We start from the raw sequence: 20,453 nt of genomic DNA on the forward strand, positions 1-20,453 counted from the left end.
TTGCTTATTTCGATTAAAAAAGAGGCAAGGTGCCTCTTTTTTAATACTCCTATTGTAGTAAAAAGTAGAAAGTGAATAAAAAATAGCCTAATATCGATTCTCTATTCAATAGAGTGTTAACAAAAATAGAGAAAAAAGGTATAAAATACCTGTCATAAAAACGGCAATGGACAGAGGATTGACGCCAATGAATGGCAATGAGAAAGGATTATCCCTCATAGAAGTACTCGTCTCACTGGTGATTCTCGTCATCGGTCTTATCGGCGTGTTCAATCTGCATATCATTTCAAAACAAGGTTCATTCGAAGCTTATCAGCAAACTCAAGCTGCTTTTTTGGCGCATGACATCATAAACCGAATGAAAACTAACAGTGGTAACATTATCAGTTACAGTGGAAATTATCCTCAAGATGCTCCCGGTGGGGGAAATACCTGTGAAAGTTTAAATAGTATTTGCTCAGCGCAGGAATCTGTAGAGGCTGATCTATTTTTATGGTCGCAAAAATTAGCCGGAAATGAAGAAGTAGATGGTGAACAATTCATAGGTGGCTTAGATCAAGCTATGGGTTGTATTACTGTTAACGGGAATAGTGTTTCAGTTGCCATTAGCTGGAAAAGTATTAGAGAAAGCCGGACAAGCATTGAAAATGCCGGGCAACATTACAGTGGAGCTTGGTCTTGTTCTAATGAAGGTGTTGATGGAAACCGAAAGCGTTTATATGTTGTTAATACAATTATTAATGGAGTCTGAGGATGATAAGCTCTAACTCTAAAAGCGGATTTTCTCTAGTCGAGCTTATGATAGCGATGGTGATCAGTTTGATTTTAACATTAGGCTTATTCACTATGTTCAGAATGTCTTCAACTAACGTAACCACAACAGCGCATTTTAATGAGTTACAAGAAAATGGACGCATTGCTCTAACATTAATGGAAAGGGACATCAGTCAAGCTGGTTTTATGGGCTATGTTACAACTGGAGATATTAGTTACAGAGTTTTTGGATCGGATGGAGAGCCATTAGCCGCTGACAATAATGTTGAGTCTGACTGCATTGGAGAAGGCTTGAATAATGGTTCTTTGCCTGATGTTGGCCCCTATCGAACGATTTGGGGAACAACGGTTGCTGCTCGAGCTATGATGAATTGTTTTACGGATGGAAACGGTCCAGATTTAAATACTGATGTACTTCAAATAAAAAGAGCTATTGGTCGGCAAGTCAATGGTGTTTTGGATTTTGCTAATCAAAATCGGCACTTTTTTAGCACCAATGGTGCTGAAGCTGTTTTTTATCGTGGTGGTAATGGCAACTTAGGGCGCCCTGCAGATCTCGATAACTCTTATCGAGATTGGGATTTCGCTCATCACGTATATTATATTCGTAGTGATAATGGAGTACCAAGTTTAAGACGAAGAGTGCTTGTAAACAATAATATGGATGCAAGGGGTAGTCAACATCATCTCGTTGAAGGCATTGAAAATATGAGGTTTTTGTATGGTGTTGATACTGCTGGGGGGATTGAACCAGAAGCTTTTGTCCCAGCAACATCGGTTCCTAATGCTGTTTGGGATAATGAGCCTAAACTCGACGTTTCGGATTCACAACAAAAAGTTGTTGCGATTAAAGTTTTCCTGTTAGTAAGAACCGTAGAAGAAGACCCTTCATATAAAAATGATATACGGTATAACTTTGGTGACCTGAAGGGAGATGATAATGCTCTAGGGCCGTTTAATGATGGTTTTCGACGTAAAGTATTATCAACAACCATTGCTCTTGATAACGTTTCTGTAATTGACTAGGGGCTTAAAATGAAAAAACAGAATGGTATAGTGTTATTTTTCGCAATAATTGTTTTGTTATTGTTGACCATTATTGGAGTTTCATTAGCCGTCAATTCATCGATGTCTATTCAGATGTCAGGAGCGGGCTCTGAAAAAATTGAAGCATTGTTAACTGCGCAAGGAAAACTAAAAGACGGTGTTACTGCAATACGAGAAGGTCGTGCTGTTGGGGGCGATGTAAACGTAAGAATAGCACGATTACCTTGTCCTAGACTTGCTTCTGCCAATAGTGATGATCAAGGTGCGGTAGTCAATAATTTTGTTTGTCGCGAAATTGGTGTAACAGAAACTTATGGCAAAAATAATTTAGGACAGCTAACGGTTGTTTTTGGTGTTAAAAACATCATTGATGATGCTCAAGGAAATTAAAGATGAAACTAATTAACGGAATTAAATGTAATCAATCTTGCTATTTACTTGTTTTAGCCATTTGTTTTTTCTTGTCCTTTTATAGTATTGCAGACGATACCGAATTATATGTAACAAGTGGTGGCGCAAAATCAAGCCTTAGACCTCAGATACTCATTATTTTTGATAATTCAGGGTCGATGGAGAATAACTCGCAGTATGAAAAAACATTTTTTAAATCTGAGCAAACTTTAACTCCTGATAGTAAAATTTTCTTTTCTTCGACTTCTGAAGTGCCTGACCCTGCTAGTGAACAGTTTTTTTTACACTCAAAAAATCGTTGCAATACCTCTATTCAATATCTGAATAACTATGGGTTATTTACGGGGTATTTGAGAGATTATAAATTTATTGGACAAACTGGCGCATGGCGTGAAATGTCTGGCAGTAATAGTACAACAATAACAGATGTTGATTGTTTTGAAGATATTTTTGAAAAAGATATAAATAACAATTCAAGCTTTACTGGTTTACCTGTTGATCATCTAGGCTCACCGACTGCCCCAATTCGTTATAGCATAGTAAACCCTGGTGATGATTCTTCTGTATTAAACTCTGCTTATGAAAAAGCATTACTTACAAACTTCGGTGTTGGTAAATCGATAAACTTGTTCACTCAAGAGTATGTTGAGTGGTATCACAGTGAAACGGTTCCTGAAAAATTATACAAAAGAATTGATATCGCAAGAGATGTCATAAAAAAAGTGATTGTTACGACACCCGGTGCAGATATAGGTCTTGCCATTTTTAATGGTGAAGATGAGCAGGGAGGAAGAATAGTTAATGGAATAAAACAAATAACCAATGATACAAGGGACGAATTATTGGCGACAATTCCCACCCTTTCAGTAGAAAGAAGAACCACACCATTATGTGAGACGCTTTATGAGGCTTATTTGTATTTTAGTGGGCGTAATGTCCATTATGGTGATAACTCGGCGTCTGTATTACCCCGAGACACTTCAATAGAGTCTGGTGGTGTTTACGATACTCCACTAAAAGAGTGTCAAAGTAATGTTTATGTCATCATTATTACAGATGGTTATCCATATACTGATGTTGACGCAGATGAGCAAGTCAAACTCTTACCTGGAATTAGTCAAACTCCCTTTGAAATTGTCGAAAAAAATAATCGAAAAACCTTTCTACCTAATTTGGCCGAATGGATGGCGAATAATGACATCAACTCAAGTATTGATGGTAAACAAATTGCTATTACAAGCACAATCGGCTTCAGTAGTGGTGTTGTAGATTCAGAAGATGGAGTATTAAGTGTCACTGCATTGCGTGGTGGTGGGCAATATGCTTCTGCTGATGATACAAAAGAACTTCAATCAGCGATTACAGCGTTAGTGAATGTTGCGTTAGAAAATGGCAGTAGTTTTACCTCTCCTTCAGTTGCTTCAAACAATTTTGATAGGACACGAACATTAAATTCCATATATTACGCAATGTTTTTACCTAATGAAGGGCCAAGGTGGAGTGGTAATTTGAAACGCTTCAAAGTAGAAGCTAACGGTTCAGTTGTTGACCAAAACGGTTTTCCTGCTCTAGATACGAACGGTAGTATTAAATCAACGGCTTGTTCTTTTTGGAGTTCATGCAGTGATGGTGCAGATGGTGGCGATGTGCTTAGAGGGGGAGCTGCAGAGTTCGTAAGAGCAAAAGCCGGCTCTGATGGAGGCAGAACGATATTATCAAATCTAGCTAATGGTTTAGCACCTCTAACTAATAGCAGTGCACAATCTACCGCGGGTAGTGCTGAATCACTTGCAACTCATATGAATGTTGATGAAACAGAAGTAGAAGCGTTATTTGCTTGGATAAAAGGTAAAGATCTTGTTTCCTCGAGCGGGGAAGAACCAGTAGAGGTAGTACGGCAAGATATTATTGGTGATCCACTTCATTCACGTCCTTTAGCGATAAATTACAGTACTTCAAGAGATGAAACGGATGTTCGAATTCTTATGGGTACCAATCATGGTTTCCTGCATATGTTCAAAGACTCTGGTGAACATATAGATGAATCTTGGGCATTTATGCCATTTGAATTACTGTCAAATGTTGCTGAATTAAAAGCGAATGTTGCGACAGGAGTTCATACGGTTTATGGCATTGACAGCTCTCCTATATCTTACATAGAACGAAATGGAGCTTCAATATCTAAGGCTTGGGTCTTTTTTGGTATGAGAAGGGGGGGGGCTTCATACTACGCTCTGGATATAACAAACCCTGATTCACCAAGATTAATGTGGTTGAAAGATTCTTTAAACTGGGGAAGTGAACTCGGCCAGTCTTGGTCTGAGCCTGTCGTAACGAGAATTCCGGGGCATTCAGGGCCTGTTTTAATTATTGGCGCTGGCTATGCCCCACAAACTAAAGATTTAACCAGTGTTGGTCAAAATGATATTCGTGGGCGTGGTGTGTTTATTGTTGATGCTGCAACAGGTGATATTATTCATCACTTCGGAAGGGGAGGTGGCGATAATTTTAGCGTAACAGAAATACCAACACTCGTTGATAGCATTCCTAACGCTGTCGCAAAATTAGACAGTGATGCGGATGGCAAAACAGACAGGCTCTATGCAAGTGATACGGGGGGCAATGTATGGAGAATGGATATGCCTTCAGCAGACAAGTCGACTTGGAGTGCATTTAAGTTTGCTGCTTTAGGTGGATCATTACCCTCAACGGATCGTCGCTTTTTTTCAGAACCAACTGTGGCACAAACTGTGATAATGAACACGGTCAGTGTGACGGATGCAGAGAGTAATACTCAATATTTCACTCAAAACATTCCTTATGATGCTGTCGTAATCGGCAGTGGTTTAAGGCCTAGCCCAAACAATACTCAAAGAACAGATATGTTCTTTACTTTGCAAGATCGCAATATTGAAACTAAAACCTTTAACTCTAGTAATACGCCGAATGCGTTGATAGTTAGCAATTTATATCCAGTTGCTTCTGGCGCACCAGAAACACCGACACAGAGAGTCGAGTTTTCAACAAAATTAGGATGGTATTATCAGTTCGGTAGTGCAGGAGAGAAGAGTTTGTCTGCAGCGACTATTATTGACGGTAGAGTATTTTTCAGTTCTTTTGTACCCAGTGCAGGTGTGGGTACAAATCAATGCACGATAAGTGGTGAAGGTAGAATTTATGCATTGGACTTACATTTTGGCAAGCGAACATTTTATCGTAATAATGCAGAATACAAGGTTGTTGACGGTATTCCAGATACCCCACAAATTGTCATACCTAGTGATATTGTAACTGACGATCAAGGAAATCCAATTATCAGCGATGAACCACTAAATAAATATATTATTGGTGAAACAAAAAGTGTTGGTGAAGTTAAGCAGGTAAAAAGCCACTACTATTATGTTGAGGAAAATAACTAGTGCAACTTTATGTAAAGGGCTTTTCTTTAATTGAATTGATGATTACTGTGGCAATTTTAGGAATTTTATCGTCAATTGCTTATCCATCTTATGTGGATTACGTAACTCGGTCTGCGAGAGCTGATGCACTAGCAGGACTTGTGCACGTGGCTAATCTGCAAGAGCAGTACTATTTAGACCATAGAACGTATACGGATGATGTTTCGAAACTAGGACTTCCCAAAAATAGTAATGATGCTTGGGAGGTTGAAAATAAACTTTATGAGATTTCAGCTGCAACAAGTCAAGAAAGAGGCTTTGTGCTAACTGCAACGGCTATTGGCGCTCAAAACAATAGAGAAAAGGAATGCAAAACAATTACTGTTGATGGAACCAATAAAAAAGGCCCAGAAAATAAGGACTGCTGGCAATGAAAGCGTTAATACTCATTTTTTTTACTACTCTTATATCACTATTTTCTTCTATAACTTTTGCTGAAGAAAGAGTGGCTTATAAATGTTTTTTAGAGACGACTGTGGGTAATAAAGTCATTCATTTTAATTTAAAAAAATCCAAAGTCAGAAAACGTTTAGCAAATTTAGTTGCTTCTGATGTACCTGTTGAAAATAACCAAAGAGCACTGGTTCGACATGTCATTGAATGTGTTAAAGCCAGCAAAAAGTTCTTAAATAAAGAAGCGGCTATTATTGAAGCTCAGTCAGTTGATTAAGTTACACACCCTAAAAACAACAGTAAGTCATTGGCGAGCGAGTTGTTTGATAAAGGTATCATTATTTTAACATCATAATAAAAGGCAGCTATAAAGCTGCCTTTTAATACAATATCAAATCGACAAACTTATTTTGTCTCTGCAACCCAGTTATTAACTTGTTGCTCTAATACGTCTAACGGCAACGGGCCGTTTTTAAGTATTAGCGTGTGGAAGTCTCTGATATCAAACTTATCGCCTAATTGCTTTTGTGCTTTGCTTCTTAGGTCTAGAATTTTTAACATTCCTACTTTGTAAGCCGTAGCTTGTGAAGGCATTACAATATGACGTTCAACCATTTTAACTGCATCAGATACGGCGTTTGGTGTGTTGCTTGTGTAATACTCGATACCTTGTTCACGATTCCATTTCTTTTCATGAATACCAGTATCTACGACAAGGCGACATGCACGCCAGAGCTCCATTGCTAAGCGACCGAAGTCAGAATATGGATCTTGGTATAATCCCATTTCTTTAGGGAAGTATTCTGAATATAACCCCCAACCTTCGATGTATGCAGTATAGCCACCAAACTTACGGAACTTAGGAATACCTTCAAGCTCCTGTGAAATGGCGATTTGCATGTGATGACCAGGGTTACCTTCATGGTAAGCCAGTGCTTCCATTTGGTAGATTGGCATGGCTTTCATGTCATACAAGTTTGCGTAGTATTTACCCGGGCGTGATCCGTCTGGTGCTGGTTGGTTATAGAATGCTTTACCTGCAGACTTCTCTCTAAACGCTTCAACACGTTTTACAACAAGTGGTGCTTTGGGTTTGATCTTAAATACTTCATCTAAGCGGCTGCTCATGTTATCAATCAATGCAGTAGCTTCTGTTAAGTATTTTTGTCGACCCTCTTCAGTGCTAGGGTAGTAGAATTGCTCGTCGTCACGCATAAACTTGAAGAAATCTTGTAGGCTACCTTTAAAGCCAACTTTCTTCATAATCTGACGCATTTCACCGTGGATACGCGCAACCTCACTTAAACCTAGCTCATGGATTTCGTTTGCCGTCATATCTGTGGTTGTAGTACGAGCAAGAGCGTTATTGTAGAAGGTATCACCTTCAGGTAACTTCCATGCACCATCACGAGTATCGGCTTGGCTTTCAAGCTTGTGAGCGTAAGCAACAAACTTGGTGTATGCCGGGCCAACATTGTTTATCAGTGCTTTTTTAGCATCTTTCAAAAGTTGTTGTTCTTCAGCTTTTTCTAGCTTTAATTTAACTACTTTCTTTTTAAAGTCAGCCCATAAAACACTGTCTTTGCCTTTAGTGAAAGGCTGCCCTTTTACGATGTTTTCACTATCAGATATCACGTAGTTGAAAACAAATTTAGGTGCGATGATACCTTTGTCAGCACGTACTTTAAGTGCAGTTTCTAACTGTTCAAAACGTGGTTTGATGCCATTTAAACGGCTGATATAAGCCTGTGCATCTTTAACATCAGTAATTTGATGTTGATTGATTAAAAATGATGGTGTAGTTGAGTGTACGCCATACATTTGGTTGACTGGGTAGCTATGGTAGCGCCATTTAAAGTCAGCAATTTGATTTTCAAGATTTTGCTTTAGTAGCTTATAGCTTAATAGAGTTTGAGCATCTAATTTTGATGGATCAACTTTCGAAAGCTTTTGCAAGTCAACTTTAGTTCGAGCTAAATCTTCTTGGCTCGCTTGCTCACTCATCTCGTCCCACTTACCGTAGTCTTTTTTGATACCAAGGTAAGTCTGTGTCATTGGGCTTGCCATTACATTTTCCATGAACATTTGTTCAAATAATGCATTGGCTTTCTCATTTTCAGATTGCTTAACTTGAGTTTCTGCGGTGGCTTGCGGTGAGTGGGTAGTTGTGCTGTTACAGCCTGCTAACACAGCAGACAAAGATAGCGCTAAAACGCTTATTGTTGTTTTTAGTTTCATTGGCTAGAACCATTGGAAAATATAGTGTGATCCTAATCAAGAAAAATGTGAAATTGTTAATATTAGTGTTAGTAAATGTTTCAGATGTTTAGTTTGAGGTAATTTTGTTTTTATTGCGAACAAGGAGGCTTTACAGGCTGGAATTGTTTACATATTGCCACTGACAACGCATGGGTTAAAACATTAGAGCAATTTTTACAATACACACCAAAGTATAGTTTAGAAATACGCACTCAATGTGAGTTGAAAATGAACCCTATTATGTCAGCCATTACGAAAAAAACTTATAAATTGTTAAGCTACTTGTAGATGTTGGGCCTAAAACTCAAGTGATATAGTTAATTATTTACAGACAGTATAATGGAATGACTTACTATTTTTCACTTCTTATGTTTGCTTAACTCCTAGGGGCTGTTGATCTTTGTTGATATTTTCAGCAATGATTATTTTTTGACGATAGCAAAGCCGAACAAGCGTTATTTAGTTCTTCTAAATGAGCGCAGTGACAATGCAGATAGCGTTAAAAATAACCATTGCCCTACGGGCTGAGTCTAAATCGCCTTACTCTGTGTTAAAAATAGTTTATTTAGATGACTAAATTGCACTATTTCCGCCTCGATTAAGGCGATTTATTGCTCAGCTGAATTATTAAACAAAGATCAACAGCCCCTAATTAAAAACTTACAATTTAAAGGTGTGCACGTTAAACACATTTCGATAAAGAGGTGTTAAATTAAATTATTTTCAATTTATTGATGCATAGATTGAGACTAACAGTATAATCTCTCGTCTTAATAAGCATCTTAAACAATTAGAGAAGTTCATATTGAAGACATTCAGTCAGTTAGTTGCTAGTCTTGCAAACGAACAAGGACGTGAAGCCTTAAAAGGCATGAAACGTGGTATTGAGCGTGAAGCATTAAGAATTGACAGCAATGGCCATCTAGCTAAAGATCCTCACCCTAAAGCATTAGGCTCGGCATTAACACATAGCCGAATTACTACGGATTACAGTGAATCTTTACTTGAATTCATCACTCCTGTTTTTGAGAGCATTCCAGAACTCTTTGACGAGCTAAATAAGACTCATGCTTATACGGTTCAAAATATTAATGGTCAATACCTCTGGCCAGTGAGTATGCCTTGCTTTGTCGATGACATTAATAATATCCCTGTTGCGGATTATGGCACTTCGAATATTGGTAAATTAAAGAAACTGTATCGCACTGGTTTGACTCATCGTTATGGTGCTCAAATGCAGATCATTTCAGGCTTGCATTTTAACTTTTCGGTGAGCGACAAGTTATGGCATCGTCTTTATGAGCAAAGCGACAAAGCGTCTTCACTTAAAGACTTTATTTCAGAGTCTTACTTCGGGTTAATCCGAAACTATCGCCGGGTTATGTGGGTGCTACCTTATTTATTTGGAGCATCACCAGCACTGTGTGGTTCATTTTTATCGGGTAATGAAAATAAATACCCCTTTAAAAAGACAGGTAAAGGAACCCTTTACTTACCTCACGCTACTTCATTGAGAATGAGTGACCTAGGCTATACCAATAAAGAGCAAAGCTCGTTAGGTATTAGTTATAACTCATTGAGCGAATATCTTGAGGGTATGAAAAAAGCGATCAGAATGCCATCAGCTAATTTTGCTGATATTGGTGTTAAGGTTGGCGAAGATTATAGGCAACTTAATGATCGTGTGTTGCAGATTGAAAATGAATTCTACTCTCCGATTCGAGCAAAACGAGTGTCACTGCTTGACGAAAAGCCTTCAGAGGCACTTGCACGTGGCGGAGTAGAGTATATTGAAGTTAGAGCGTTAGATATTAATCCGTTTTCTGCGGTTGGTATCACAGAAGATCAAGTTCGCTTTCTTGATTTGTTTTTGCTTCATTGTCTGCTCAGTCCGTCAGATTCACTTTCAGATGATGGTGATGCCGAACTGGAAGAAAACTTGAATGCCGTGATTATTTCGGGCAGAAAGCCTGGCCTAATTTTAAAGCGAAATGGGCACGAGATTACTCTTGAAGCTTGGTTGTTAGAAATGCTTGAAGAGTTTGAGTCAATCGCTGATATATTAGATGGTTCAGGCTCTAAAGAATATAAAAACTCATTAGATCTTTGGCGTGGAGCGGCAATTCAACCGAGCAAAACTTTATCGGGGCAAATTCTTAACCACTTTGTGGATGAACATGCTGATCAGAGTAAGTGGGCATTCGCATTAGCTAAAGAATACAATGTGTATTTTTCTGGTTATGAATTATCTGATGATGTAAAAGCGGCTTATGAGCTAGAAACAGAATCATCTCTTAAGGCTCAGAGTGAAATTGAGTTTAGAGGCAATCAAGATTTTGATGAGTTTTTAAAGGACTATTTTAGTTATTTAGGATGAAGATAAGACAACTATTTGTTTTACTTACATTGACTATCTTAACAGGCTGTTCAAGTACTCAACTTGAGCAGTCTTGCTCATCTGTGGCCAGTTACCTTATTCCACCTGAGTCTAAAAACTTATACCCAGCCATGATCACTCATATAGATGGTAAGCCGGTTTTAGCTCAAGCCTTTTATAAGCTCTCTGTGGGTCTACATACCATCACCATAGCTGAATTAGTTAGCGCACCATCTTTAATTGTTCCATTAAAGTTTCGAGGAACAAAGACGTTAACAATAAGTATGGATGAAGATAAACGTTATCATTTGGCAGCGTTGTTTAATCCTAAGTTGACCATGCCAGCTAAAAGTTCCGGTTTTTGGAAACCTGATGTGTGGAAGAAAGAGTCATTTACTTGCTTAATAGATCCAGTAAAAAAATAGGATTATTTATGTCAATAAGAGGTTTATTGTGTTTAGTGCTCTGTGCAACCCTTACTGGTTGTGCGACACCCCCGCCTAAAAACCCAGATAATATTTGCTCAATTTTTAAAGAGCATCGCCACTGGTATGAGGCTGCAAAGGATGCAAAAGATAAGTGGGGAGTGCCAATACACGTTCCTATTGCAATGATGTATCAAGAAAGCTCTTTCCGACATGATGCTGCACCACCAATGGACTATTTTTTGGGTTTTATACCAATTGGCCGTAAGAGCTCTGCCTATGGTTATGCCCAAGCAAAGACCATGACATGGGATGATTATGTAAAAGAAACGGGTAACAGTTGGTCTAGTCGCAGTAATTTTGATGACGCAATGGATTTTATGGGATGGTTCATTACCAAAACTCATAAAATTAATGGCGTATCTAAATGGAATGCTCGTTTGCAATACCTTAATTATCATGAAGGGTGGGGCGGTTATCGCCGAGGTAGCTATAAGAAAAAGAAATGGCTCGTGAAAGTGGCTAAGAAAGTTGGCAGTCGTTCTTATCGTTACGCCAAACAGTATAAAACTTGTCAAAAAGAATTAGACCGCTCATGGCTATGGCGTTTATTCTTCGGATAAGTTGATGCATGAAAAGGCTACATGACATAGCCTTTTTTGATTTAACTGTAAAAACCTTGGTCATATATTTCATGTTTCAATGAGTTCTTTTTAGCATGCTTTTGTAGATACATTTCTGAATCAGCGTCTTTAAATGCGCTTTGCCAATCTTGTTTAAATGCTGCGATGCCATAACTAAATTGAACCCCAATGCCTTGAATCAAATCTTTTTGAAGCTGCTCTAACTCGAACTTGATTTTAGCAAGCGGTCCATAGGTAACGACCACAAACTCATCCCCACCAAAGCGCCCAATTAAACTTTCATTGTGCCACTTTTCTTTTAAAGCGTTTGCAAGTGTTAAAATCGCTGTATCACCCGCTTGATGGCCTAAACTGTCATTGATGTTCTTAAGGTTATCCATGTCCATAACAATAATAAATGAAGGCAAATGGGGCTTGAATCGCCAATGTTTGAGAAGCTGATCAAAATGTTGTCGATTACTCAACATGGTTTGTTGGTCAAAGTTGGCTAATTTATAGATCTCTAAGTTCTTCTGAAACAAGCTAATGGCATTGCAAGCCTCTTGGGTCAAAATAGCAACAAGGTTACTGTCATAGTCATTAAAAGCGTTGATTCTACTGCTGTCTAAGTTAAGCATGGCATAGAGCTGACCATCAATATGAATGGGTGTAGAAAGTGTTGAATGAATAGGGGCGGAGGAGGCTGAAAGAAGTGTCTGTTGATCGTCTTTATTTAGCCCACTATTTGCGTTTGTGAGTCCCATGTCGTTAATTACGACCACACGATCACATTTGCCATTTGTGAGTCGAAACTGGAAGCAGTCTTTTAACTCAAAACTGACTTTTTTAAGCAAGTTATTGTTCATTCCCAGCGAAGCTTCATAGCGCATTTTTTGAGTTTCTGGATCATATAAAATGATGCTTCCCATCTCTGCGCCATTGATGCAGGTTACTGCTTTTTTGAGTAAAGCATCTAAAAATGCATGTTGGTTTTTGTATTGATTGGATAAGCTGACCAATTCGTACGTAGTTTCATTAATGTTGATGACATGCTCAAGATGTTGCCATAATCTATTGAGACGTCCTTGATGCAGATAATAAGTTAGGCTGTAACCTATTGTATAGATTAAGCAGGTCAAGCTAATTGCGATGACGTTGTGGTCACCTAAGGGAGCAAGAAAATAAAAGCTGACCGTGATTAATAAAATCGGTAGTAAAAGTAATATTAGATGATACCGAATTTCTAAACGATCAATCCGGTTACTTTTTAGGTTATCTTTTTGTTTCAACTCAAAACATCCATTTAAATTTAATAACTGCTAGCTTTGGACTTCTATATTTAACTAATTAAACGAAGTAAATCATTAAGAAATCAGAGCACAGCGATATTTTACTCTGCTTAACACGAAAGTGCTACAGGGATATTTTGACTTAGGTTATTGAATGGCGAATGAAATAAAAAGCACCCACAAAGTTGCAGGTGCTTTATTGTTTATGTGATCTGAAACTTTACGCTATATCTTTAACTCTTCTTTTAACCAGTTTAATGGTTCTGAGTAGTGTTCAGGTAGCCAGTCTATCAAGTTTTGAATGTTTGCTTTTAACACTTCATGACTTGAGGTTGAAAGATTTAAATGACCTAATTTGCGACCAGGTCGCACATTTTTGTTATACCAATAAAGTTCAGAATTGGGTAACGTTAACCAATTACTATCGTACTCAGTACCGATCAAATTTACCATCGCACTTGGAAATGCACTGTTTAAACTTGGAATAGGTAGATCGTACAAAGTGCGAACGTGTAATTCAAACTGACTAATATGGCATCCTGCTTGAGTCCAGTGGCCGGAGTTATGTACTCTAGGGGCTAACTCATTAACAAGAAGATCGTCACCAACTCTAAAACACTCCATTGCCATAACACCAATGTAGTCTAGGTCATTCATAATGCTCGAAAGCATTTTTTCAGCTTGAGATTGTAAATGAGAGAGGCGATCTAAATTAGCAATAGATACAATCAAAATGCCATTTTGATGAAGGTTCAACGTCAACGGATAGAAGACACATGTGCCATCTTTTTTGCGAGCACCGACTAATGACACTTCTTCGTCGAAGTTGATCCCTTTCTCCGCAATAGCTTCATTTCGCCAATCCGCAGGAATTGTTGTTTTTTCTTGCTGTTTTAACCAATGTTGACCACGACCGTCATAACCACCAGTTCGGCGCTTAAGAAGCACTCGTTTACCCAAAGTACTGTGAAGCTTCGTTTCAGAAAGTTCATCATCGACTAAAAACCAAGGTGAAGTTGGTACAGAGAGCTTGTCGAGTAAACTTTTTTGAGTATATCTATCAGCAAGAATTGAAAAAACATTGCCATTAATAAAGTTCTTATGCTCGCTGAGTTGAAGACTTAACTCTGACTCAGGCCATTGCTCGCGTTCAGCTGTTATGATGTCGTTAGGCTCAATCGGCAAAACTCTGTCATCAGGGTTGACGATATCAACAGTTTCAACTTCGACTGCAAGCGGTTGAGCTGCATGGGACATCATGGCCCCAAGTTGTCCATTCCCTAGAACCCAAAGCTTAGGTTGTTTATAGGTCATTGTTATATCCTTGGGTCTGGATTTTCAAGAATAGACTCTGTTTGCTCTTTACGGAATAACGCAACTCGAGCAGCAAGTTCAGCGTCATTGTTGGCTAACATTTGGCAAGCCAATAGACCTGCATTGAATGCACCAGCAGTACCGATTGCTAAAGTACCTACTGCAACACCTTTAGGCATTTGAACAATAGATAACAAACTATCCATGCCTGAAAGCGCTTTACTCTGAACTGGAACACCTAAAACGGGTAAGCGAGTTTTAGATGCGATCATTCCCGGCAAATGTGCAGCACCACCTGCACCACCAATGATTACTTGAAAACCGTTATCAGCAGCAGTTTCAGAAAAACTCATGAGTTTTTCGGGAGTGCGGTGAGCAGATACGACTTCAACATGGTAAGGAACTTGAAGTTTATCCATGATCTCAGTGGCAGCTTGCATAGTGGGCCAGTCACTTTTTGAACCCATAACGACAGCAACGAGGGCTTGCATTGAGCCTCCTTTAGACTTTATGAAATTGTAAGGTAAAGAGTAATTTTGTGAGATTTATCACGCTATGATACCACGAGACATTAGAGCAAAAAAAATTAAAAATCTTCCTAGTCAATGAAAACTGAGTTTTAATTTCAGCTATCTAAGTTTGTTCTGTGTTTTTTCCAGAGCTTATATTGGGCTTCAACATAGGCAGTGAAAATGATGAGAAGGTATCCAAATAGATAGGCAAGCAGTTCAACAGGTTGGTAATGATTTGTGGTAATTGCCCAAGCTAAAGGGGACTCTTGAATTTCAATGAGGCTCAAATATTGGAAGAACTGGGCTAACTCAATAGAAAGCGATAAGCCAAGCGCAATCAAAGCGAGCACTCTGATTGGCATTCTTAAAAAGATTCTGAGTAAGCAGTAAAGAAGCATTACCAAAATGATGTCCGTCAGCATATCTTGCACAATGCCAAGTGGGAGTGTCACTGTAAAAACATAGTAAGCAATACAACACAGTAAAGTGAGGACGATGTATTTAGTTTTTAGTGTAAAAAAGGACCCCATTTAAATAAAGCTCCTACCCTAAACTTACTTTGTATAATGTTTAAACGATTAATTGAAATATAAATCAGAATTTACTTAAAAGCACACATAAAATATCGTCATATATTTTTAGCAAGAAAGTCAGGTCGATTTTAGAATGTTATTTTGGACCAGAAACGGATTGTTTCTGATCCAAGTAGAGCAAGAATAGGGGCTGTTTATCTTTGGTAATTGTTTTTTCAACGATAGCTGTGAAAAAACGACCAGTTTACGCTGTCTTCGATGCTTTTGAGCATTCACTGTTCTGTGTTGTGACCCGTTTACTTTGATGGCTGAGTTCACTGTCCACGCCTTAAATAGGGTAAACGCTCAAATAGCACAAAATTTAATCCACAAAGATAAGCAGCATCTAGTTTTCTTCAATACCACCTAGCGCTTGTATTGATGAATCTAACAAAGCCGACAATTCACCGCACATCAAAGCAAAGTCAGCATCCATTTTAGCGAGCGGATCTTCATTGCCGACATCGTCATTATTCGCTCTAAACTCTTCAGAGAACTTTAAACGTTTCATGCTCGCATCAGACTGCAAAACGAACGAAATCGAATTCCCGAAATGTAACGCTAATTTATGAACTTGCTTCCCTGTTTCTAAGTGTGCAAGTACTTCTTCTTCAAATAACTCTTGTTGTTTGAAGCGTACTATCCCACCTTCATCAGAGTCGGATTTAAGCTCTGCTTCATCTTGTACTTCAAATGCTGCAGGCACTGAGTTTTCGGTTAACCAGTTTGTCAGAGTATTTTCAATAGGTTGAGTGAAGCTTAGAGGAATTACTGGCAAGCTACCCAACGCTTTTCTGAGTAATGCTAATAACTCTTCAGCTTTAGTTGCACTCGAAGAATCGACCAGAACGAGATTTTGTTGAGACAAAATTAACGCACGAATTTGACTGCGACGAGAAAATGCACGCGGTAATAGCGTCATGATGATCTCATCTTTCATCGAGTCTTTTTCTTTTTTGGTGATTTTACGGTTTTCTTGATCTTCTAGTTGGGCAACTTTATCTTCTAAAGCTTCTTTAATAACCTGTGCAGGCAGAAGCTTTTCTTCCTTTGTGATCGAGATTAAGTGGTTACCGTTCGCAGAATGAACAAGTGTTTGCCCTAATTTTCCGAGTGCATTTGAGAAACCAACCTTACTGATGTCTTGGCTTGAACATGGGCTAAATGTGAAAGCCTCTAAAGAAGACTCAAGTTGCTCTGTATCAACAGAAAAAGGCTTGTTGAAGCGATAAATTGTCAGGTTTTTAAACCACATAGAAATTCAGACTCTAACTTATAAAAAATGAATTCTACCTCAAATAAGCGGCCTTTAGGATAATTTAATTTTGATTTACTCAATACACGATTATTAACAATTAAATGTATCTTCAATGAATGTTTTGTTTCACTAATAAGAATATAATATTTCTACTTTGCAATAAAACTGAAACATAAACATTGCAAAATTGTCGCATCTAAACGATGTAATAAGATGAAATCGTCATCACAAGGAAATAAAAATGAAGGCGCTAAACAAAACTCTTTTGGCTTCAGCAGTAGTATCTCTATTTTCTGCATCAGCGTTTGCTGGTGATGTAGTCAGTGTATACGGTAAATTGAATGTTACCGCTCAAAAGATTGATACCTCTTCAGCAGATGAAACTAAAATTCAAAGTAATGCTTCACGTCTAGGTGTCAAAGGTTTTTATGATTTAGGTAATGACCTTGAAGCTTTCTATACAATTGAATATGAAGTAGATGTCAGTTCTGATGACAAAGATAATTTTGAAGCTCGTAATCAATTTATAGGTTTAAGAGGTGGTTTTGGTACTGTTATGGTTGGTCGTAACGATACGGTAACTAAGAAATCACAAGGTAAAATTGATTTATTTAACGATTTAGATGGCGACATTAAAAAGCTTTTCAAAGGTGATAACCGTTTAGCGCAAACTGTGACTTATTATACGCCTAGCTTCTCTGGCTTTAAATTTGGTGCGACTTATGTAGCCGAAGGTGACAGTAAGCAAAAAGCCACTTATTTAAAAGACGACAAAACGTATATGTATGAAGGTGACGGTTTCGGCGTTACTGCTATGTACGGTGACTCAAAACTTAAGAAGTCTAAAGTATTCGCATCTGTAGCGTATGATTCAGATGTTGCTGGTTATGATATTCTTCGTGCTACTGTTCAAGGTAAAATCGGTGCGTTGAAGCTTGGTGGTATGTTCCAGCAACAAGAGTCTATTAAGATAGGAAGTGAAAGCACGAACGGTTACGTATTAAGTGCTGCATACACCATTGATAAAACAACCTTGAAATTACAACGTCAAGATATGGAAGACAAAGGTGATTCATGGTCTGTTGGCGCAGATTACAAGTTAGCTAAGCCGACGAAAGTGTTTGCGTTTTATACCACTCGCCAATATGAAGGTGAAAGTGTAGATAGCAATTACTATGGTGTTGGTATTGAACATAAGTTTTAAGCGCACATAGAATAGAGGCCGAAAGGCCTCTTTTTGTATCTAGCGATCGTTTTTTACTTTAAATTAATGCTGAAAAAACTGTGTTTCATAAAAATTGAACAAAAATGAAACAAATCAGTAAGCTTTTTAATAATAGTGTCATATTTGTTTCTTTTAATAAGATATAACCAAATCAACTCAATGATAGAGAACGAGAAATGACAGCAAGGATTTTGATCGTCGAAGATGAGCTCGCAATCAGGGAAATGTTAACCTTTGTTCTTGAGCAACACGGCTTCAGCACAATATCAGCTGAAGATTATGATTCAGCCGTATCTGCAATTCAAGAACCCTACCCAGATCTAGTATTGCTAGATTGGATGTTTCCTGGTGGTAGTGGAATTCAATTTGCAAAGCATTTAAAGCAAGATGAATTTACCCGTCAGACTCCAATCATCATGCTAACAGCTCGTGGTGAAGAGGAAGACAAAGTTAAAGGGCTTGAAGTGGGTGCTGATGATTACATCACGAAGCCTTTTTCTCCTAAAGAACTCGTTGCACGTATTAAAGCAGTGTTAAGAAGAACGGCACCTACACGTCTGGAAGAATCGATAGATGTGCAAGGCTTAATGCTAGACCCAATCAGTCACAGAGTAAGTGTTGGTGAACAAGTACTGGATATGGGACCAACAGAGTTTCGTTTATTGCACTTTTTCATGACACACCCTGAGCGTGTTTATAGTCGAGAGCAGCTCCTAGATAACGTTTGGGGCACGAATGTGTATGTGGAAGATAGAACCGTTGATGTACACATTCGACGTTTGAGAAAGGCGGTTGAGCCTTCTGGGCATGATCGCTTAATTCAAACTGTCCGCGGGGCGGGCTATCGTTTTTCGGCACGACTGTAAAAACAAATAAAAAAGTATTTTCATTAAAGATTATTCAATTTAACATGATTAAATAGTCTTTAACTTTTCTTGAAACATTTCGAGAACTTTATATGTACGAATCTTATTCAGGATATCGATTAGTGACCCGTTTAGTGGTGTTCTTTTTGGTCTTCCTGTTGGTCGGCGTCCTGATTGGTCACATCACTTTATCTCTACTTATCGGTAGCCTAATCTTACTCTTTTGGAATTATCGCCAATTATCTCGTTTAAATTATTGGTTATGGCTTGATAGAAGACTTACGCCACCTCAAGGCAGTGGAACGTGGGAAGGTGTGTTCAATGGTATTTATCGCCTTCAAGGGAAAAATCGTAGAAGAGTCGGACAGCTGGCTTCACTCTTAGCACGATTTCGACAAGGTGCTGAAGCATTACCCGATGCCGCAGTAGTACTCGACTCTGAATTAAACATTGTTTGGTGTAATAAGCTTGCACAATTAAGTTTAGGTTTAGTTTGGCCTCAGGATAACGGGCAGCGAATTAACAACCTAATCAGGCATCCGGATTTTGCGTCTTACTTAAGGAAAGCAAAGTTTGATGAGCCACTAGAGTTGCCTTCCCCAGCTTCAGATTCTCATTTACTTGAGATTAGATTGATGGGGTATGGTGATCGGCAACTATTGTTAATAGCCCGTGATATTTCAAGAATCAGACAATTGGAAGGCATGAGAAGAGAGTTTGTTGCGAATGTGTCTCATGAATTAAAAACACCATTGACTGTTTTGCAAGGCTATCTGGAAATGATGCAAGACACCATTCCTGAAGGGGATATGAATCATCATGCCCTAAGTTTGATGCAGCAGCAATCAAAGCGGATGAAGTCTATGGTGGAACAATTGTTAGTTCTCTCTCGTATTGAAGATGCTGTAGATATTGATCTTAAGCATACCATTTCGATGTCTAAGCTTATGAAAACACTTAAAGAGGAAGCAGAAGCACTCGCTCAAGGCAATTATATTTTGAAATTTGATTACGATGACTCGATTGACCCTCATGGCGATGAGCTTCAACTCAGAAGTGCCTGTAGTAACCTTGTATCTAACGCAATACGTTATACGGATGAGGGGGGCACTATAACCGTTTCATGGCGGTTGGTTTCAACCGGGGCTGAATTCAGTGTTCAAGATACTGGATACGGTATTGCTCCTCAACACATCGCTCGTTTGACTGAACGTTTTTACCGGGTAGATGATGCTCGCTCAAGAAAAAGCGGAGGTACGGGGCTCGGTTTATCTATCGTGAAGCATGCATTGAGCCACCATCACAGTGAGCTTTCTGTTGAAAGTGAGCTAGGTAAAGGCAGTACATTCAGCTTTGTAATACCAACCCATTTGATTGAGTAATCTAATCTGAGCGAGGGATAAGCAAACCTCTTCAGCACAACTATTTATGCGTATTTCGTTGTTGTTTCAGCCCAAAGTAGATTAACTATTACGAGCTGAAACACTTATGACTACATAAAATGAGTCGCACTACGGATTAAAATACAGAGGTCAGTTTTACTATCAAAATGTTACTGATTCCAGTATCCCTAGCTTAATATTTATAAGGCTCTGATTTTATTCAGAGCTTTTTCGTTTTTTTAAGGCCCAAAATGCGACACGAACTGAC

The 20,453-nt window shown here is 38.5% G+C and carries 18 protein-coding genes; 12 read left to right on the forward strand and 6 right to left on the reverse strand.

The features are described 5' to 3' along the window. The first annotated feature begins 187 nt into the window (after positions 1-187). The 6 genes from pilV to JQC92_RS05880 are packed head-to-tail and all read left to right on the forward strand — an operon-like array spanning position 188 to position 6,360. Positions 188-751, forward strand: coding sequence for a type IV pilus modification protein PilV (gene pilV / locus JQC92_RS05855; protein ID WP_204998772.1), 564 nt, complete (start codon positions 188-190; stop codon positions 749-751). Positions 752-753: 2 nt separating this feature from the next. Continuing rightward, the gene (locus tag JQC92_RS05860) at positions 754-1,800 is read left to right on the forward strand and encodes a PilW family protein (RefSeq protein WP_204998773.1); all 1,047 of its coding nucleotides are present in this window, start codon (positions 754-756) and stop codon (positions 1,798-1,800) included. 9 nt (positions 1,801-1,809) lie between these two features. Further along, positions 1,810-2,211 carry a PilX N-terminal domain-containing pilus assembly protein gene (locus tag JQC92_RS05865; protein ID WP_204998774.1) on the forward strand — a complete coding sequence of 134 codons (402 nt, stop codon included), beginning with the start codon at positions 1,810-1,812 and terminating at the stop codon, positions 2,209-2,211. Between the two features lie 2 nt (positions 2,212-2,213). Next, entirely contained in the window at positions 2,214-5,651 is a 3,438-nt protein-coding gene (locus JQC92_RS05870) for a pilus assembly protein (RefSeq protein WP_204998775.1), read from the forward strand. After that, a complete protein-coding gene (locus JQC92_RS05875) occupies positions 5,651-6,064 on the forward strand; it encodes a type IV pilin protein (RefSeq protein WP_338049494.1) in 414 nt (137 codons plus the stop codon). Before JQC92_RS05870 ends, JQC92_RS05875 begins: the two co-directional genes overlap by 1 nt. Further along, entirely contained in the window at positions 6,061-6,360 is a 300-nt protein-coding gene (locus JQC92_RS05880; RefSeq protein ID WP_204998776.1) for a TapY2 family type IVa secretion system protein, read from the forward strand. The genes JQC92_RS05875 and JQC92_RS05880 overlap by 4 nt, the downstream gene beginning before the upstream one ends. Positions 6,361-6,488: 128 nt before the next feature. Here the strand turns inward: JQC92_RS05880 and JQC92_RS05885 are convergent, their stop codons facing one another. Then, positions 6,489-8,321: a DUF885 domain-containing protein gene (locus tag JQC92_RS05885; protein WP_204998777.1), complete on the reverse strand. Its 1,833-nt coding sequence runs from the start codon at positions 8,319-8,321 to the stop codon at positions 6,489-6,491. Between the two features lie 826 nt (positions 8,322-9,147). Here JQC92_RS05885 and gshA point away from each other — a divergent pair. From gshA to JQC92_RS05900, 3 genes are read left to right on the forward strand one after another with little or no spacing between them, the layout of a single operon-like run. Continuing rightward, complete coding sequence (gene gshA / locus JQC92_RS05890; protein ID WP_204998778.1) at positions 9,148-10,719, forward strand: glutamate--cysteine ligase; 1,572 nt, start codon at positions 9,148-9,150, stop codon at positions 10,717-10,719. Further along, positions 10,716-11,144 carry a hypothetical protein gene (locus JQC92_RS05895; RefSeq protein ID WP_204998779.1) on the forward strand — a complete coding sequence of 143 codons (429 nt, stop codon included), beginning with the start codon at positions 10,716-10,718 and terminating at the stop codon, positions 11,142-11,144. Before gshA ends, JQC92_RS05895 begins: the two co-directional genes overlap by 4 nt. A gap of 8 nt (positions 11,145-11,152) precedes the next feature. Beyond that, positions 11,153-11,767, forward strand: a complete 615-nt coding sequence (locus JQC92_RS05900; RefSeq protein ID WP_204998780.1) for a transglycosylase SLT domain-containing protein — start codon at positions 11,153-11,155, stop codon at positions 11,765-11,767. A gap of 41 nt (positions 11,768-11,808) precedes the next feature. On the opposite strand, the gene JQC92_RS05905 is transcribed toward JQC92_RS05900, so the two are convergent. The 5 genes from JQC92_RS05905 to rdgC form a co-directional block, all read right to left on the reverse strand. After that, positions 11,809-13,056, reverse strand: coding sequence for a sensor domain-containing diguanylate cyclase (locus JQC92_RS05905; RefSeq protein WP_204998781.1), 1,248 nt, complete (start codon positions 13,054-13,056; stop codon positions 11,809-11,811). A gap of 225 nt (positions 13,057-13,281) precedes the next feature. Then, complete coding sequence (gene purK, locus JQC92_RS05910; RefSeq protein WP_420851298.1) at positions 13,282-14,376, reverse strand: 5-(carboxyamino)imidazole ribonucleotide synthase; 1,095 nt, start codon at positions 14,374-14,376, stop codon at positions 13,282-13,284. After that, positions 14,373-14,861 carry a 5-(carboxyamino)imidazole ribonucleotide mutase gene (gene purE / locus JQC92_RS05915; protein ID WP_204998783.1) on the reverse strand — a complete coding sequence of 163 codons (489 nt, stop codon included), beginning with the start codon at positions 14,859-14,861 and terminating at the stop codon, positions 14,373-14,375. Before purE ends, purK begins: the two co-directional genes overlap by 4 nt. Before the next feature lie 134 nt (positions 14,862-14,995). Continuing rightward, a complete protein-coding gene (locus tag JQC92_RS05920; protein WP_204998784.1) occupies positions 14,996-15,412 on the reverse strand; it encodes a DUF2809 domain-containing protein in 417 nt (138 codons plus the stop codon). A 388-nt stretch (positions 15,413-15,800) separates the two neighbouring features. Beyond that, complete coding sequence (rdgC, locus tag JQC92_RS05925) at positions 15,801-16,709, reverse strand: recombination-associated protein RdgC (protein ID WP_204998785.1); 909 nt, start codon at positions 16,707-16,709, stop codon at positions 15,801-15,803. A 244-nt stretch (positions 16,710-16,953) separates the two neighbouring features. On the opposite strand from rdgC, the gene JQC92_RS05930 reads away from it, so the two are divergent. The 3 genes from JQC92_RS05930 (at position 16,954) to phoR (ending at position 20,185) form a co-directional block, all read left to right on the forward strand. Next, the gene (locus tag JQC92_RS05930) at positions 16,954-17,916 is read left to right on the forward strand and encodes a porin (protein ID WP_204998786.1); all 963 of its coding nucleotides are present in this window, start codon (positions 16,954-16,956) and stop codon (positions 17,914-17,916) included. A 197-nt stretch (positions 17,917-18,113) separates the two neighbouring features. Continuing rightward, on the forward strand, positions 18,114-18,803 hold the full coding sequence (gene phoB / locus JQC92_RS05935; RefSeq protein WP_204998787.1) for a phosphate regulon transcriptional regulator PhoB: 690 nt from the start codon (positions 18,114-18,116) through the stop codon (positions 18,801-18,803). A 92-nt stretch (positions 18,804-18,895) separates the two neighbouring features. Further along, the gene (gene phoR, locus JQC92_RS05940; RefSeq protein WP_204998788.1) at positions 18,896-20,185 is read left to right on the forward strand and encodes a phosphate regulon sensor histidine kinase PhoR; all 1,290 of its coding nucleotides are present in this window, start codon (positions 18,896-18,898) and stop codon (positions 20,183-20,185) included. Positions 20,186-20,453 lie beyond the last annotated feature (268 nt).

This window comes from Parashewanella hymeniacidonis (genome assembly GCF_016900895.1).
Lineage (GTDB): Bacteria > Pseudomonadota > Gammaproteobacteria > Enterobacterales > Shewanellaceae > Parashewanella > Parashewanella hymeniacidonis.